Below are 15,545 nucleotides of genomic sequence, written 5' to 3' on the forward strand. Positions count from 1 at the left end.
CGACGCGTGGAAAGCAGCCCCGAAGTATGAACCTCAGAGGCTTAGGCGCTCAATAAAGCCCGCTTGGGGCCATGGATCGGATCTTCGACAACGATGGTCTGATCACGGCTGGCCCCTAGGGAGACAATGGCGATCGGCACTTCCATCAAATCGGCGAGGAAGCGCAGGTAATCCATGGCCGGCTTGGGGAGGTCCTCAAGGCTGCGGCATTCTTCGGTGGAGCACTGCCAGCCAGGCAGCGTTTCGAAGATGGGTTTGCACTGGGCGAAGTCATCGGCACTGCTCGGGAAGTGCTCGATTCGCTCGCCATTGAGCTCATAGGCCACACAGACCTGAATTTCGTCCAGTTCATCCAGAACATCCAGCTTGGTTACGGCCAGACAGTCCAAGCCGTTGACCTGCACGGCATAGCGACCGATCACGCCGTCAAACCAGCCACAGCGCCGTTGGCGGCCAGTGGTGGTGCCGAATTCACCACCGCGTTCCGTGAGCTGGTCATTCAGGCTTCCGCTTAGCTCGGTGGGGAAGGGGCCTTCACCCACGCGGGTGGTGTAGGCCTTGGCCACGCCGATGACGCGGTCAATCAGGGTTGGGCCGACGCCTGCACCGATGCATGCACCGCCGGACACTGGATTGGAGGAAGTGACGTACGGGTAGGTGCCGTGGTCCAGGTCCAACAGCGTGCCCTGGGCACCTTCGAACAGGATGTTTTTGCGAGCTCGCGCTGCCTGATGAATCGTTTGGGTGCACTCCACCACGTGGGGTGCGAGGCGCTTGCCGTATTCCAGATATTCCTGGATGACGTCTTCGGCGTTCAGGGGAGCAACGCCGTAAATGGTTTGAAGAAGTTCGTTCTTCTCTTGCAGTGGGCCTTCAAGGCGTTCGCTCAGCCGCTGTTCGTCCAGGAGGTCGATGACGCGGATGCCACTGCGCTGCGACTTGTCGGCGTAGGTGGGGCCGATTCCGCGGCCTGTGGTTCCGATCCGGCGTGCCCCCCTCTGCTTCTCCATCGCCTGATCGAGCAGGCGGTGGTAAGGCATCGTCACGTGGGCCGTGGATGCCAAGCGAAGCCCTGAAATATCAATGTCGTTGGCGATGAGCATGTCCAGCTCACCGAGCATCACCTTGGGATCCACCACCGTGCCGGATCCGATCAGGCAGATCGTGTCGGGATAAAGGATTCCAGAGGGAATCAGGTGCAGCTTGAGCACACGATCGTCAACAACAATCGTGTGGCCTGCATTCACACCACCCTGATAGCGAACCACCACATCGGCGGAGCGGCTCAGGAGATCGGTGATCTTTCCTTTTCCCTCGTCACCCCACTGCGCTCCGATGACGACAACGTTGGCCAAGAACACGGCGGCCCGAAGCCGCAGATCTGCACAATCCGCGAGTATCTCAGATCTCGGGTGGCCTCGTCAAAGCTGAGTTTGTCTTGAGGGCTCAGCTGCCCCGGACCACTGATTTCTCAGCCTTGTTTAGCTCCTTGGCGATGCGGTCATGCAGCGCTTCGGGCAGGGGACGATTGGCGTAGGAGGCGTAATGACCAGCCAAAGAATTCAGCGCTGTCTGCATCGTGGTGAAGGAGCTGAGTCCGTTCACACGGGGCTGAGGCCGATAACGGGACATGTAGTCGTTGATCAGGGCCCGCGCGTCGGCTTCGGCTTCGGCGTGGGTCGGATCGTCCTGAGGCAGGTCAATCACCGTTAGCAGGGTGCGGGAGACCGCCACGGTGTCTTCCACGTAGTCGCCGCTGAGACGAGCTTCAGCATCCCCACTGCAGGCCGTAAGGAGGAGGCATAACCCCAGGCCAAGGGCTACGGCAGCCCGGCTGAGGGGGCGAAGCAGGCGTGTCAGTGCGGAAAGCATGAAACCCTTCAATGTGGATCGACTTTAGGGGTGGAGTGCCTTGGTCAGGCAGGTCACAGCCTCAGCATGGGGAAGCTTCTGCACCTCGCGGCTGCTGCGGCACACCAGTTCAACGGTTCCTTCGCTCGCGTCGCGTCCCACCACGATCCGCCAAGGGATGCCGATCAGATCCGCGTCTTTGAACTTGACGCCGGCGCGTTCTTTGCGGTCGTCGATGAGCACATCGACTCCGGCAGCCTGAAGCTGCGTATAGAGCGCTTCCCCAAGCTGGGCCTGGGTCTCGTCTTGGATGTTGGCAACAACGACGATGGCTTCAAAGGGGGCGATGGCGGTCGGCCAACAGATGCCGCTGTCGTCGTGGTGCTGTTCGACGGCAGCCTGCGCCAGCCTGGAAACGCCGATTCCGTAGCAACCCATCCAGAACGGTTCGGTCTTGCCGTTCTCGTTGGTGAAACGGCTCTCCATGGCCTCGGAATATTTCCGGCCCAACTGAAAAATGTGGCCAACTTCGATGCCTCTTTTTTCCGTCAGCCTTGATTCAGGGTTGTGTGTACAGACGTCGCCTGCTCGTGCATTGCGTAGATCCAGGCTGGTCGGCTTCTGCGCGATGGCGGCCCAGCTGGTGTTGAAACGGTGCAGATCGGGCTTGTTGGAACCACAGATGAAGCCGCCGAGTTCGCTGGCGGTTTCGTCCGCCAGACGCAGGAATGTTGGCTCCCAGGTCTTGGCTCCCTGCAGGACGTCATCGGAGAAGTCGGGCCCGATCGATCCAAAGGGGATCGGATCAATCTGCTGACGGTTGTTGTCGTCTGGTGTGATCGGGCGGCAATCGAGAACACCCTTATTCAGGATTCGACTGACGGCGTTCACAACCTTGGTCGGGTTGAGCTCCTGGTCACCACGGAGGCTCACCAGCAGGGGTTGGAGGGTGTCATCGTCCAGCGTCGCCACGAACAGCAGCACCTTCACCACTTGGCTCGGATCCCAGCCTTTGGCGTCGCAGAGGCTCTCGATGCTGCCCAAGCCAGGGGTTGGAATCGATTCTTCCGGGCCATCAGGGAGAGGAGATGCGGCGGATGGGATCGAAACAGCCTTTTCTTGATTGGCAGCGTATTGGCCGTCATCGCTGATCAGGATCAGGTCTTCCCCGGCATCCGCCGTCACCATGAACTCCTGGGAGGCGGCGCCGCCGATCGCTCCGCTATCGGCATCGACAGGGACGGCATCCAGGCCACAACGTTCAAAGATGCGGCGGTAGGCCTGATCCATGTCGCCGTAGGTCTCGCGAAGATCCGCTTCGCTGGCATGGAAGGAATAGGCGTCCTTCATGATGAATTCGCGGCCTCGCATCAGGCCAAAGCGGGGACGGATCTCGTCGCGAAATTTGGTCTGGATCTGGTACAGGTTCACCGGCAGCTGCCGGTATGACCTCAGCAGCTCACCCGCCAGGCTGGTGATCACTTCTTCATGGGTTGGGCCAAGCCCCAGCTCTCTGCCTTGTCGGTCTTCGAGGTGAAACATGATCCCCTCTCCAGCGGTGTAGCCCTGCCAGCGGCCACTCCTCTGCCAGAGCTCAGCAGGATGCAGCTGCGGCAGCAGGGTTTCTTGGGCGCCAGCGCGGTTCATCTCCTCTCGCACCACGGCGGTGATCTTCTGAAGCACCTTCCACATCAAGGGGAGGTAGGCGTAGATCCCTGATCCAACGCGACGGATGTAGCCGGCCCTGAGAAGCAACTGATGCGAGGTGATCTCCGCTTCGGCGGGAACATCCCGAAGCGTCACCAGCAGCAGGCGGGAGACGCGCATCAATCGGAAGAAAATGAGATTTGGAAGTTATCACCGCTTCGGAGGCATGCCGATCGCGGAAGTGTCTGTTTTGCTGGAATTCCACTGTGCGCCCTGAGTCTCGGCTGCTACCGTCCAGCTCAATCCAGCCTGTCCTAGGCCCGTCTCATGTTTCCTCGGTCCGTTGAATCTGTGGCGTCAAGCGTTCAACAAGCGACCGAGCTTTCCATGGATTCAGCCCATGCATCTGCGCAGGCCGAGGCCCTGGTCGGAATCGACGACGTTCAGAAATCCCTTAATCGCTCCCGTGCCTCGGTTTACCGATACACCAACACCGACCCACGCAACCTCAATCCCCCCTTCAACCCCCGCAAGCTGAATCCGGAGTACCGCAGCGATCAGAAAGATCCGCTGATGTTCCACCCAAATGAGGTGGCGCGCTTCGCGAAAGATGTTCTACGCATCAAGGAAGTCACCGTCGAGGTGCTGAACTCTCCCTCAACGGCGACGCAGCAAATCTTGGGATCGATCCTTGAGGAGCTCCGACTGATCCGAAGCCAACTCGAGGCGAGTGGACAATCACCTTCTGACCTGAGCGCACGTCTCGACCAGCAAGACCGGCCCGCCGCTTAATGATCGGTGCGTCCTGCTTTTGGCAGTGACAGAATGAGTTGATCAACGTTGTGATCGGAAGAGGGAGCTTTTGCAGCTCCCCGTTTTATGGCCTCAGATGTTCCCCACCCGTCTCACGATGACGCCATCGCGTCGTCGGAGGCGGATGAGCCGTTTAGTCGTCGCGCCTCGTTGACGGCCATCAAAGGATTACTAATTGCTGTTGTCAGCTTCAGTGCTCCTCTCGTGGCTGTGATCACGGATCGAACGTTCCCTTCTCCGCAACTGATCCCCACCGCCTCGGATCGGCATGGATCTCCATCAGCTCTCCCCGTCACCTTCGCCAGGATTGGTGAATCTCATCGTGGAGATTCCGGCAGGAAGCAGGAATAAATACGAGTACTCCGCCGAAGCTGGAGTGATGGTCCTCGACCGGGTGATGCACTCTTCAGTGCGTTACCCCTTCGACTACGGCTTTATCCCCAACACGCTGGCGGAGGACGGTTCTCCCCTCGACGCGATGGTGATCATGGCTGAACCCACCTTCGCGGGTTGCCTGATCAAGGCTCGCCCTATCGGTGTGTTGGATCTCCATGATCGGGGTGCTTACGACGGGAAGATCCTTTGTGTTCCCGATGCAGACCCCCGTCAGGACGAGATTCGCAGCATTCGCCAGATCGCGGCATCCCAGCTCGAGGAGGTTGCTGAATTCTTCAGGACGTACCGCACGCTGCAGGGTGGAGTTGTGACGATTGACGGATGGCGCGACCTTGATGCGGTTCAGCCCTTACTTGATTCCTGCATTAATGCAGCCAATTGATCTCAGGGAAGAGCCCCTTGATCGGGCCAGATGCTTGTAAGTTGGTGCGCACTGAGATTTGCGGTAACCGTGCCCACCATCCGATTCGAGCAGGAAGGCCAGCAGGTTGGCTGCATCGAGGGCGCGAATCTGCGTAAGGCTGCACTCGATGCAGGCGTCAATCCCTACAAGAGTCTCAACAACCTCAACAACTGCAGTGGCGTTGGTCAGTGCGGCACGTGTGTGATGGAGGTGGTTGAAGGGCAAGCCAACTTGTCCCCCCGCAGCGACGTCGAGGAGGTTTATCTGGCAGACCGTCCTGCGAACTTCCGTCTGAGCTGCCGTACCACAGTGTTCGGTGATGTCACCGTTCGTACCCGTCCCGCTGAAGGTGTGGGCCGCGGCTCCAACAGCCTTGTTGGTGCGATCAAATCCCTGTTCGGCCGCTGAGTCTTGGCCGGAACCCTCCAGGTTTACAGCTACAACCGCTGCAGCACCTGTCGAAAGGCATTGGCCTGGCTTACCGAGCGAGGCATCGCCCATGAGGTGCACGACATCACCCTGACTCCACCGTCAAAGGTCATGCTGGCGGCCGCTCACCAATCCCTCGGTGACAGGAAGCTGTTGTTTAACACCAGTGGCCAGAGTTATCGCGCCATTGGCGCGGCAGCAGTGAAGGCTCTGACAGATGACCAGGCGATGGATGCCTTAGCTGCAGATGGCAAATTGATCAAACGTCCATTCGTGGAAGTGAATAGCTCCACGTACTTGACCGGCTTCAAGCCTGATCTTTGGGAGTCGGCACTCCAGGGCTGAAGTTCAAGCCATCCAATTCGCTGATCAGGGCGTCCACATCGCCTTGGTCACGGATCTGCCTGAAGCTCGAGCGTTTGATCTCTTCCAGGAGGGCGACCAGCAGATCCTGGCTGCGGCTCAGTACAGGACCCTGCTCCAGGGTGTGGGCCAGTTCCTCCCAGAGTCGATCCAAGGTTTCGGATCCAAGGGATTCCAGAACCGGATCACGCTGACCGATGCGGTTTCCTGCTCCCTTGGACAGGTCGAGCACTGAGGTCACCATGCTTTCGGCCAGCTGGCGGCTGAATTCTGATTCGGCGTTTTGCAGTCCAGGAAGCCGCCGCAGGGCATCCGGCACGACGTTCTGGTCCAAGCTCTGCTGCACCAGATGGCTGATCACGGCTTGCAGTTGCGGTCGCATGGCTGGGCCAATGCGGGTCAGCAGCAGAGGAAGCCACAACCGCAGCAGCTCGATCACCTCCCGCTCATCGTTCAAATCACTGCTTTGGTAACTGCAGAGTCCGCGAACCCTCTCTGGCAGCTGTGGTGATCGGATCAATTGCTGCAGAGCATCGACCACCCTGATGGCGATCACTTCAAACAGCTCCACAGCCAACAGGGCCACCACGCCGCGGCTTATCACGGCACGTAGCGGTTCGAGTTGCAGTAGGCCGGCTCCGCAAAGCCGCTCTGTGACCGGGATCACCCTGAGCCAGCGCGCAAACGGCAGCAGCAGGGGCAGGTCGATCCAGCGGCGTAACAGGGCGTCGCGCCAGCGGATCGCCGGGTAGCGCTGTTTCAGACGCAAGGTGCGCAGAAGAATGTCGATCAGAAACAGCAGTTGAAACGGCGTGTCGATGCGCCAGCTCAAATCGCTGGGCCGGCCGTTCTCATCGATGCTTCGCCAATAGTTGCTTTCCACCAGTGGCAGGACCTTCTGGCTCCAGAACTGACGCTCCTGGCTCCAGGGGAAGCGTTCCAGATGCTCGGGGCTTAGGAGCAGGTTGGCGGAGTCACGGGCTGATTCCAGGCCGGTGCGGGCGCGGAGTCGGTTCTTGAATTTTTCAAGCGCGCCGGCTTGGCCTGAACTGATGAACGGGTTGCTGTCCATCAGCGCTGTGGTGAGCGCAGCCTGCTGCTTCAGCAGATCGGTGCTCTCAGCAGTGTTCGAGCCGTTCTGCTGCAGTGCAAGATCCAGGGCCGTGTAGGCCTTGAGATAAGCCTTGGTGTCGCGATGGGGTTCGATGCCCTTGAGTGGATCCAGCAGTGGGGTGATGTCTGGGAGCCAGGGCAGGGGAACCACCAGGGGAAGCGATGGCACCGGATAAAGATTGCGTTGCAGCCAGAAATTGCGCAGGGGGATGTAAGTGAGGTCGATGGCGACCCAGGTGAGATTGACTGCGGCGATGACAGCAATGGCCTGGTCCCACCGGCGCCAGCTGAGCAGGCCGTGTTGGGGCTTGAGTGCTTGCCAGCGTGGACGAATCATTGGGCCTGCAGGTTCCCCCTATCGTGGATGGAAAGATTGAGCCTGCCCACATTGAACGCGGAGAGAGGGCCTTCCGATGTGAAGGGCAGAGTGAGCGCGATATGGGAGTTCTGGGCCCCATTTCTGTTCACGGTTTCGCTTTATCTCCTGCTTCGGCAGTTCGCCTTTGAAGCCCGCTATATCCCTTCGGGATCGATGCTGCCGGGTCTTCAGGTCGGCGACAAGTTGATCGTTGAGAAGCTGTCGTACCGCTCACGACCTCCTCAGCGGGGAGAGATCGTTGTGTTCAATTCTCCCAGTGCCTTCGATCCCGTTTGGAAGTTGGAGGCCGGGCAGCCCAATCCACTCAAGTGCGGCGTTGTCACTTTCCCGGGCATCAGCTGGGTTGTGGATCGTGTGCTGTTACAGCGCTATCCCGAATGTGAGGCCTGGATCAAACGGGTGGTGGGTGTTCCTGGTGATGTCGTGGAGGTCAATAGCCTTGGTGCCGTGAGCATCAACGGCACGGCCTTCAATGAGCCTTACGTCACCAACTTCTGCTCCGATCGCGATGGAATGATCGGCTGCAAGGGCCTGTATGCCGTTGTTCCCGAAGACAACGTTGTTGTTTTGGGCGACAACCGCCGCAACAGCCAGGATGCCCGTCGCTGGCCAGGCGGTCCGTTTTTGCCTGACGATCAGATCATTGGGCGTGCCGTTTTTCGCTTCTGGCCTCCTTCGCGCATCGGTCCGCTCAGCAAGTGAGGCCACAGGCCACAACGCGTCCCTGAAGCTCCCGGCCCAGCCAGGGGATGTTGGCAGCACGCGGTGCTCCAGGGGTGTGGCTGCTGATGGTCCAGCCTTGATCGGGATCGAACAGCAGCCAGCGCCGGCTGCCCTGTTCAAGCTGTTCAGAGGGCTGGTCGATCAGCGCCGACGGCCCAAAGCTGAGGGCCTGCCAAAGATCTTCCACGGTCCAGCGTCCAGGCCGCACCAGGGCATTCCACAGCGCAGGAAGCACCACATGGTGGCCGCTGAGGCCTGCGGGGCGCTGGTCACCTGGCAACAGCATGTCCTCTGCATCAAGAGGCACAGCGTGGACAGCTACGGCAGTAATCGTTCGCTGCTGAACGGCCTGGATCAACTGCTGGCGGTCGCCTGGGCCACCGAGAGATGGGCAAACACGCCAGCCCGGGTTGCTGCTGGCCAGCATGCTGCGGTCGGTCAGAAGATGCCACCAGCTCACGCTGCTTAAGGGGGGTAACTCGCAGCCTGAAAGTTGCTGCACCGCCGCTGCCGTGGAGAGGTTCATCAGCCGCAGTTGTCGTTCCGGATGGCGTTGATGCAGCAGCAGCAACTGGCTGAGGGGAAGGGTCTCGCTGGTTATCGGATCCGCTGGCCACCCGGCCCGCAGCGTCTCCACCCCTTCCCGCACCAGACCCTCCCCTTGCAGATCTGGATCCCGGGGTGCCACGAGCACCGGGCATCTCCCCATCTCTCCGAGCAGCAATCCCCGCTCCAGCAACGTGGTTGGCACCATGGCGTCATCGTCCGCCAGTCCGATGGCACCGTGTTCGAGAAGATCGCCATGGGGAGCAAGTTCATCCGCCTTTCCGCCGCGGCTGAAGCCTCCCCAAAGGTGCAGCCGAACCGACGCCGTCTGATCCTGATCGAGACTGAACCCCTGGAGCCGCTCCGGACAATCGCGCCAGCTGCTGCTGCGGGGAAGCAGGGCAATCTGTCCATAGCCCCCTGCTGCGGCACAGTGCCGCAGGCTCACGGCTGTTTCTTGATCCCCACTGAAGGGGGTCTCAAGGATGGAATGGGGATCAACCAGGCAGGGGGCGACCAGTTGATCCGGTGCTGGACTGGCCTTGATGCCCAGGTCGAGGGCCTGCTGCCGGGCCTGGTCGTCAAAGCCGACGAGAACCCCTTGGTGGATCAGGACTGCACCGCGCTGAACCGAATGTCCGGGGCCACGCAGGATGCGCACCGGATCCAGCAGCAAGGTGTCGTTCATGACGTCAAAGAGCGCCTGCTGCCGTTCGGTCAATCACGCTTCCGAAATGGGAGGTGAGGTTGAGGCAGGTCACCACTGCAGGCTGGCCTGGATCAGCGGCAATGTCGACCACCGTGACGCCACCGTTGCCCTGTTTGACGGCCCAGATGTCGGCCGGGGTCAGCCCCAACAGATCGCAGAGGATCGTTTTGTTGACGGCGTCGTGGGCCACCACCAGCACCGTTTCCTCAGGCTTCAGCTCGCCAGCGATCTCTCCCCAGCTCCGGACGGAACGGGCCCACACGTCCTGGATGGTTTCCCCCTCAGGCATCTGCACGGTTTCCGGAGCCCGTTTCCAGGTGTCCAGCAGCTCCGACCAGCCATCTCTGATCTCGGATTCGAGCTTGCCTTCCCAGAGACCGTGTCCGATCTCCACCAGTCCGTCGATCTGAGTCAGGGGCACATCGGGATGCGCCTCGAGAATGATCTGGGCCGTTTCGGTTGGGCGCGAAAGAGTGCTGCTCCAGGCCCGATCGATGGGGATGTCTTTGAGGAAATCGCGGGCGGCCGCGGCTTGACGGCGACCGTTCTCATTGAGCGGAATATCGATCTGTCCCTGGAAGCGCCCGGCTTTGTTCCAGTCGGTCTCGCCGTGTCGCACCAAAATCAGCCTGGCGTTTTTGCCCTTCTCCGGCAGGGGTTGCAGATGTGTGGTGCTGTTCAAGCATTCGATCTGCACCTGGGGGCCGTTCTCTCCCGGCCGGAGATTGAAGATGGAAAGGGAGGTGTTGTCGACGCGGAGACGACGGAAGCCGTGGTCGGGTTCCCCCAGCAACACCAGCATCAGGCAGCGCAGGATGGCGTTGTGGGCCACCACCAGCACCGTGTCGTTGCCGTTGGCGGGGTGGCGCTCCAACAGGTTGCTGATGAAGCCCCGCGCCTGTTCCATCAGTTCAGGCAGTGGTTTGTAGCTCGAACCATCACGACGCTGGAGCTCCAGCTCCATGGGCCGCTGCTTCCAGATCTTGTAGGCCTCCGTTGAGCCTTGCTTTAGCTCGTCGATGGTCTGGCCGGACCAGGGCTCCAGATCCACTTCCAGCAGTCCGTCGTCAAAGACGGGACCCGGTGTCTGCCCGCCTTTGGCCTCCAGCAGGCTCGCAGTGGTTGCGGCCGCCCTCTGCAAGGGAGAGCTGTAGATGGCCTGGATGCTCACGTCCTGGAGCGAGCGGCCCAGGGCCCTGGCCTGTTCATGCCCCTCCTCGCTGAGGTTCGAGAGATCATCGCGGCCCTGGATGCGCCGTTCCTTGTTGAAACTGCTGAGACCGTGGCGGACCAGAAGAAGACGAAGGGGCACGGTTCAGCGTCAGGGCGCGGCCATCGTATGGAAGCGGCCTTTCGGGGGGACAATCGTGGGCAGTTGACGCCCGCTGGTGCCCAGTTCCCCACAACCGGTTTCCCCGCACTGGAAGGGACTTCTGGCGGCCTTGTCCCTCGCTTTGGCTGGTTTTATCTGGTTATCGGGCTTGATTGACAGCCTTTCGCGACCTTCGGTGGCACCTGCCCTGAGCCTTCAGCAGCAGGAGTTGACGCTTCTTGCTGAACCAGCGGTGCCGCCCCCGTTGCGGGATGCCCTCCTGGGGGAGTCGCCGCGGGATGCCCTGCTCAAGGCCCTGGAGGGAATCAGCTCAGAGGAGCGGAATGAGCGGCAACAACAGATGCTCCTGTTGTTGCAGGGCCAAGGTTCCGCATCAGCGGACCTTGCACGCGGCGCCGATGATCCTTTGTTCCAGCAGCTGCATTGCGAAGCGGGCACCTCTGATCCCACGCTCTGCATCGATGCTGCAGCCGCGGGGAAAGCGGCGTTCCGTTTGGCCCTCAGCACGGTGCTGCCCCTGGTGACGGCCCTGCTCGGGGGCCTGCTGCTGTTTGGTCAGGCCTGGCGTTGGCTGCGAGGCCGGCTGATGGCCTGGCCCGATGTTCAGGGGCCGGCGCTGACCCTGGTCGACATGGCGCTGCTGGTGGCGGGTGGCTTCGTGGTGATCAGTGCTGTTGGCGTTCCGCTGGTGGCGTTCCCGTTGGTGGGTGCACTGACGGCGGGGCTTGGCAGCCCTCGTCGCGAAGCCGTCAGCGTGGTGATCAACTACGCCGTGATGGCCTTGCCGAGCCTGCTGATCCTTTGGCGGCAAGTGCGTTCGCTGCCCAAGGAGAGGGCACCGCTGGGGGGATGGATGCAGTGGCGCGTGCGTCCGCTGCTCTCAGCTCTGCGCGATGCGCTGGCGGGCTGGTTGATGGTGACCCCGGTGGTGATGCTCACGGGGTGGTTGCTCGTGCGCCTGGTGGGGGATCCCGGGGGCAGCAATCCGCTGTTGGAGTTGGTGCTGGGCAGCCGTGATCCGCTTGCGCTGGCCTTGCTTGCTCTCACTGCGGTTGTGCTGGCGCCGCTGTTTGAGGAGACGATTTTCCGCGGTGCCTTGCTGCCGGTGTTGGCGACCCGGCTCGGTCCCCTCCCGGGGGTCCTGCTCAGTGGCCTGTTGTTTGCCATGGCCCACATCAGTGTTGGCGAGTTGGCACCGCTCACTGTGTTGGGAGTTGGGCTTGGCTTAGTGCGGCTCCGTAGCGGACGCCTGTGGCCCTCGGTGCTGATGCATGGGCTGTGGAACGCCGTGACTTTCCTGAATCTGCTGCTGCTCTGAGCCTTGCCCCGCCTATCTGCAGGTGGTTCACTGGCCTATTCGCCTGTGATCCCGGTGGTTGCCGCTCCGGAACAGCGTGCATCGACCACGGCTTTCGAGCTGATTCAAGGGTCACTGTCCTCCGGACGCATTGCACGACGCTCCCCTCTCCTTGGGGGGCTCCATCGCCTGATGGACGGCACGCTGCTGGGGTTGATTGCGGCGGTTGCGGTTCTGGCTGCTCTCACGCTGCACTGGCAGCATCGCTGGACTGTGGCCTTTCACCTGCTGGAGGCAACACGCACCCAGGCACACCGCTTGACGGAATCAACCGCTGTGATGGAACAGCATCTGTTGCAGCGTTCTCAGCAGCCCAACCGCCTGGTGCCAACGCAAGTGGCCAATCTGGTGCATCTCGATCGCCCCGATCTGGGTTCTTTGCAAGTGTCCGCGTCCTCTCCCATGGCATCGCTCCAGGCCCTGGGGAATCAGCCCATTAGGGCGGGGTACTGATGACGCGGCTGTCCGGGCATCGACCCGTCCGTTCGCGGCGTTCCCGCGCGCGGGTCGTTCCTCTGACCCAAGTTCCCCCAAAGCGGCTTTGGATCATTTTCTTGATCCTGGCGGCAGGCCTGATGGGGTTGGTGGGCCGCATGGCCTGGTTGCAGTTGGTGCAAGCCCCCGACCTGGAGCAGCGTGCCCGTCAGCTGCAAACGCAGCGCACCCAACCCTTGGGACAACGGCGTCCGATTGTCGATCGCACCGGCCGCCTGGTCGCGATGGATGAAAAGCGGTTCCGGCTCTGGGCCCATCCCCGTTACTTCAACATGCCGGGAGATGCCCCAAATCTCGTCCGTCCTGCCAAGGATGTAGCGGAGGTGTTGGCCGATCCCTTGGCTCGTCCCGTGCCTGCGCTTCTGAAGGCCATGGGAACCCAGGCCTCGGGGATCAAATTGGCTGAGGAGCTGGATCCGGAGACGGCCGATCGCATCCGTGCCCTTGGAATCAGCGGCCTGGATCTGGAGGCCTATCCCCAGCGGGTGTATCCCCAGGCGTCGTTGTTTGCCAACGTTGTGGGCTTTCTCAATGCGGAGCGGCAACCTCAAGCGGGTCTTGAGCAGAGCCGTGATGGTGATCTAGCTCGCCATGAGCAAACCCGATACCTCCGCCGCGGCGCTGATGGCACGCCATTGCCGGCCAACCTCGCCCCGGGTGCTTTCTATGGCGATGATTTGCGCCTGCAGCTGACGCTGGATTCGAGGCTCCAGCAGGTGGCACTCAAAGCTCTCGCTGAGCAGGTTGCCAAGTGGAAAGCCCAGAAGGGTGCCGCGATCGTGATGGATGCCACCAACGGTGAGCTGTTGGTGCTGGCATCGACACCCACCTATGACCCCAACCGCTACTGGGATTTCCCCACCGGGCGGTTTCGGGAATGGTCCGTTCAGGATCTCTATGAACCGGGGTCGACGTTCAAGCCGATCAATCTGGCTCTGGCACTTCAGGACGGCGCAATTCAGGCGACGGATCGGGTGAATGACGTGGGCAAGCTGATGATCGGTGGTTGGCCGATCAACAACCACGACAAAAAAGCTCATGGTTTGGTGGATTTCGCCACCGTCCTGCAGGTGTCAAGCAACGTCGGCATGGTCCAAGCCATGCGCCGTCTTGACGACGATGCCTACTGGAACTGGATGGAGCGTCTTGGCATCAATCAGCGTCCCGACACCGACCTCCCCGGAGCGGTGGCCGGACAGCTCAAGAGCAAGAAGCAGTTCACCAGTCAGCCGATCGAGCCGGCGACGACGGCCTTTGGTCAGGGGTTTTCGCTGACGCCGCTCAAGCTGGTGCAGCTTCACGGGATGCTGGCCAACGGTGGCAAGTTGATCAGTCCCCACATCACCCGTGGCTTCCGCTCGGGTGATGCCTTGGCTCCGGCGGCGGCACCCAGTGGTCAGCCGTTGCTGAACCCGGAGGTCACGCGCACGGTGCTTCAGTGGATGGAATCTGTGGTGGATCAGGGCAGTGGCAAGGGTGTGAAAACGCCCGGCTACCGAATTGGTGGCAAAACGGGAACAGCGCAGAAGGCCCTGAATGGGATCTATCTGCCAGGAGCCAAGATCTGCAGCTTTGTAGCGACCTTGCCGATTGAGGATCCCCGTTACGTGGTGTTTGTGGTGGTGGATGAGCCCCAAGGTGAACACGCTTATGGCTCCACCGTGGCCGTTCCTGTCGCCAAGCAGATCATTGATGCCTTGCTGGTTGTTGAGCGCATTGCTCCCTCAAAACCTGCTGAATTGAACAAGCTTTTGAACAGCTGACGCATCAAAAAGCGTCGCTACGTTACGGGTATTGAGCCGTCGTACATCATGGCCAGCCTGCTCGATCAGCTTTCACAAATGACCGTGGTCGTTGCCGACACGGGTGATCTGGAGGCCATCCGTAAGTTCACCCCTCGGGATGCCACCACCAACCCGTCGTTGATCCTGGCTGCTGCGCAGATTCCCGCCTACCAGAACCTGATTGATGAGGCGTTGCGGTCATCGCGCAAGTTGATGGGTAGCGATGCAGCGGTGGAAGACGTTGTGCGGGAAGCGCTGGATGAAATCAGTGTGATCTTCGGCAAGGAGATTCTCAAGATTGTTCCCCGTCGTGTGTCAACTGAGGTGGATGCTCGCCTGAGTTTTGATACCGATGCCACGATTGAAAAGGGGCGCAAGCTGATTCGTTTGTACAACGATGCCGGCATCAGCAACGATCGTGTTCTGATCAAAATTGCCTCCACCTGGGAAGGCATCAAAGCCGCCGAGGTGCTGGAGAAAGAGGGGATTCACTGCAACCTCACCCTGCTGTTTGGTTTCGGTCAGGCGGTTGCCTGTGCCGAAGCCGGCGTCACCCTGATTTCCCCCTTCGTCGGGCGCATCTTGGATTGGTACAAGGCAGAAACCGGGCGCGACTCCTATCCCGGTCCGGAAGATCCCGGCGTGATTTCGGTGACCAAGATCTTCAACTACTACAAGACCCACGGCTACAGCACCGAGGTGATGGGGGCGAGCTTCCGCAACATCGATGAGATCACCGAGCTGGCCGGTTGCGATCTGCTCACGATTTCACCGAAGTTGTTGGATCAACTCCGTGAGAGTGATGCCGTGCTGACCCAGAAATTGGATGCGGCCCATCCCACGGATGGCGAAGCCAAGATCCACGTCGATCGCGCCAGCTTTGATGCATTGATGCAGGACGATCGGATGGCCAGCGACAAACTCACCGAGGGCATCAAAGGCTTCAGCAAGGCCATTGAAACGCTGGAGCATCAACTGGCCCATCGTCTGGCTGAACTGGAGGGTGGATCCGCCTTCCGCCACGCCGTTTCCGAGATCTTCATGCTCAATGACATGAACGGTGATGGATCGATCACCCGCGATGAATGGCTCGGTAGTGATGCCATCTTTGATGCCCTGGATCAGGACCATGATGGTTTGATCTCTCAGGAGGATGTGCGCCAAGGCTTTGGCGCAGCCCTTGCTCTGACCTCTGTCTGAGTCG

The 15,545-nt window shown here is 60.7% G+C and carries 15 protein-coding genes; 9 read left to right on the forward strand and 6 right to left on the reverse strand.

Going from position 1 to position 15,545, the window contains the following annotated elements; translation table 11 throughout:
* Positions 1 to 41: 41 nt before the first annotated feature.
* The 3 genes from FZZ90_RS11925 to FZZ90_RS11935 form a co-directional block, all read right to left on the reverse strand.
* The gene (locus FZZ90_RS11925) at positions 42 to 1,361 is read right to left on the reverse strand and encodes an adenylosuccinate synthase (protein WP_226401404.1); all 1,320 of its coding nucleotides are present in this window, start codon (positions 1,359 to 1,361) and stop codon (positions 42 to 44) included.
* 85 nt (positions 1,362 to 1,446) lie between these two features.
* Positions 1,447 to 1,872, reverse strand: coding sequence for a photosystem II protein Psb27 (gene psb27, locus FZZ90_RS11930; protein ID WP_011363694.1), 426 nt, complete (start codon positions 1,870 to 1,872; stop codon positions 1,447 to 1,449).
* A gap of 24 nt (positions 1,873 to 1,896) precedes the next feature.
* Positions 1,897 to 3,678 (reverse strand): proline--tRNA ligase, encoded by a 1,782-nt coding sequence (locus FZZ90_RS11935; protein WP_226425992.1) that lies wholly within the window; start codon positions 3,676 to 3,678, stop codon positions 1,897 to 1,899.
* 147 nt (positions 3,679 to 3,825) lie between these two features.
* On the opposite strand from FZZ90_RS11935, the gene FZZ90_RS11940 reads away from it, so the two are divergent.
* From FZZ90_RS11940 to FZZ90_RS11955, 4 genes are all read left to right on the forward strand, one after another.
* Positions 3,826 to 4,290: a resolvase gene (locus FZZ90_RS11940; protein ID WP_370631062.1), complete on the forward strand. Its 465-nt coding sequence runs from the start codon at positions 3,826 to 3,828 to the stop codon at positions 4,288 to 4,290.
* A 289-nt stretch (positions 4,291 to 4,579) separates the two neighbouring features.
* Complete coding sequence (locus tag FZZ90_RS11945) at positions 4,580 to 5,089, forward strand: inorganic diphosphatase (RefSeq protein ID WP_226425994.1); 510 nt, start codon at positions 4,580 to 4,582, stop codon at positions 5,087 to 5,089.
* A 69-nt stretch (positions 5,090 to 5,158) separates the two neighbouring features.
* The gene (locus FZZ90_RS11950) at positions 5,159 to 5,518 is read left to right on the forward strand and encodes a 2Fe-2S iron-sulfur cluster-binding protein (RefSeq protein WP_114987966.1); all 360 of its coding nucleotides are present in this window, start codon (positions 5,159 to 5,161) and stop codon (positions 5,516 to 5,518) included.
* A gap of 3 nt (positions 5,519 to 5,521) precedes the next feature.
* Positions 5,522 to 5,884, forward strand: a complete 363-nt coding sequence (locus FZZ90_RS11955; protein ID WP_226425995.1) for a Spx/MgsR family RNA polymerase-binding regulatory protein — start codon at positions 5,522 to 5,524, stop codon at positions 5,882 to 5,884.
* On the opposite strand, the gene FZZ90_RS11960 is transcribed toward FZZ90_RS11955, so the two are convergent.
* Positions 5,847 to 7,352, reverse strand: a complete 1,506-nt coding sequence (locus FZZ90_RS11960; protein ID WP_226425996.1) for a hypothetical protein — start codon at positions 7,350 to 7,352, stop codon at positions 5,847 to 5,849. The genes FZZ90_RS11955 and FZZ90_RS11960 overlap by 38 nt on opposite strands.
* Positions 7,353 to 7,430: 78 nt before the next feature.
* On the opposite strand from FZZ90_RS11960, the gene lepB reads away from it, so the two are divergent.
* A complete protein-coding gene (gene lepB, locus FZZ90_RS11965; RefSeq protein ID WP_226426034.1) occupies positions 7,431 to 8,096 on the forward strand; it encodes a signal peptidase I in 666 nt (221 codons plus the stop codon).
* Here lepB and FZZ90_RS11970 read toward each other — a convergent pair.
* Together FZZ90_RS11970 and FZZ90_RS11975 are read right to left on the reverse strand one after the other, a co-directional pair.
* On the reverse strand, positions 8,086 to 9,351 hold the full coding sequence (locus tag FZZ90_RS11970; RefSeq protein ID WP_226426035.1) for a dihydroorotase: 1,266 nt from the start codon (positions 9,349 to 9,351) through the stop codon (positions 8,086 to 8,088). The two genes, lepB and FZZ90_RS11970, sit on opposite strands and share 11 nt — an antisense overlap.
* Before the next feature lie 4 nt (positions 9,352 to 9,355).
* Positions 9,356 to 10,684 carry a histidine phosphatase family protein gene (locus FZZ90_RS11975; RefSeq protein WP_226425997.1) on the reverse strand — a complete coding sequence of 443 codons (1,329 nt, stop codon included), beginning with the start codon at positions 10,682 to 10,684 and terminating at the stop codon, positions 9,356 to 9,358.
* A 76-nt stretch (positions 10,685 to 10,760) separates the two neighbouring features.
* On the opposite strand from FZZ90_RS11975, the gene FZZ90_RS11980 reads away from it, so the two are divergent.
* From FZZ90_RS11980 to FZZ90_RS11995, 4 genes are read left to right on the forward strand one after another with little or no spacing between them, the layout of a single operon-like run.
* A complete protein-coding gene (locus tag FZZ90_RS11980) occupies positions 10,761 to 12,023 on the forward strand; it encodes a type II CAAX endopeptidase family protein (RefSeq protein ID WP_226425998.1) in 1,263 nt (420 codons plus the stop codon).
* A 3-nt stretch (positions 12,024 to 12,026) separates the two neighbouring features.
* A complete protein-coding gene (locus tag FZZ90_RS11985; protein ID WP_226425999.1) occupies positions 12,027 to 12,515 on the forward strand; it encodes a hypothetical protein in 489 nt (162 codons plus the stop codon).
* Positions 12,515 to 14,320: a penicillin-binding protein 2 gene (locus FZZ90_RS11990; RefSeq protein ID WP_226426000.1), complete on the forward strand. Its 1,806-nt coding sequence runs from the start codon at positions 12,515 to 12,517 to the stop codon at positions 14,318 to 14,320. Before FZZ90_RS11985 ends, FZZ90_RS11990 begins: the two co-directional genes overlap by 1 nt.
* A gap of 48 nt (positions 14,321 to 14,368) precedes the next feature.
* Positions 14,369 to 15,541 carry a transaldolase gene (locus tag FZZ90_RS11995; RefSeq protein ID WP_226426001.1) on the forward strand — a complete coding sequence of 391 codons (1,173 nt, stop codon included), beginning with the start codon at positions 14,369 to 14,371 and terminating at the stop codon, positions 15,539 to 15,541.
* Positions 15,542 to 15,545: the final 4 nt, after the last annotated feature.

The organism is Synechococcus sp. MU1617 (genome assembly GCF_020514235.1).
Classification (GTDB): Bacteria; Cyanobacteriota; Cyanobacteriia; order PCC-6307; family Cyanobiaceae; genus Parasynechococcus.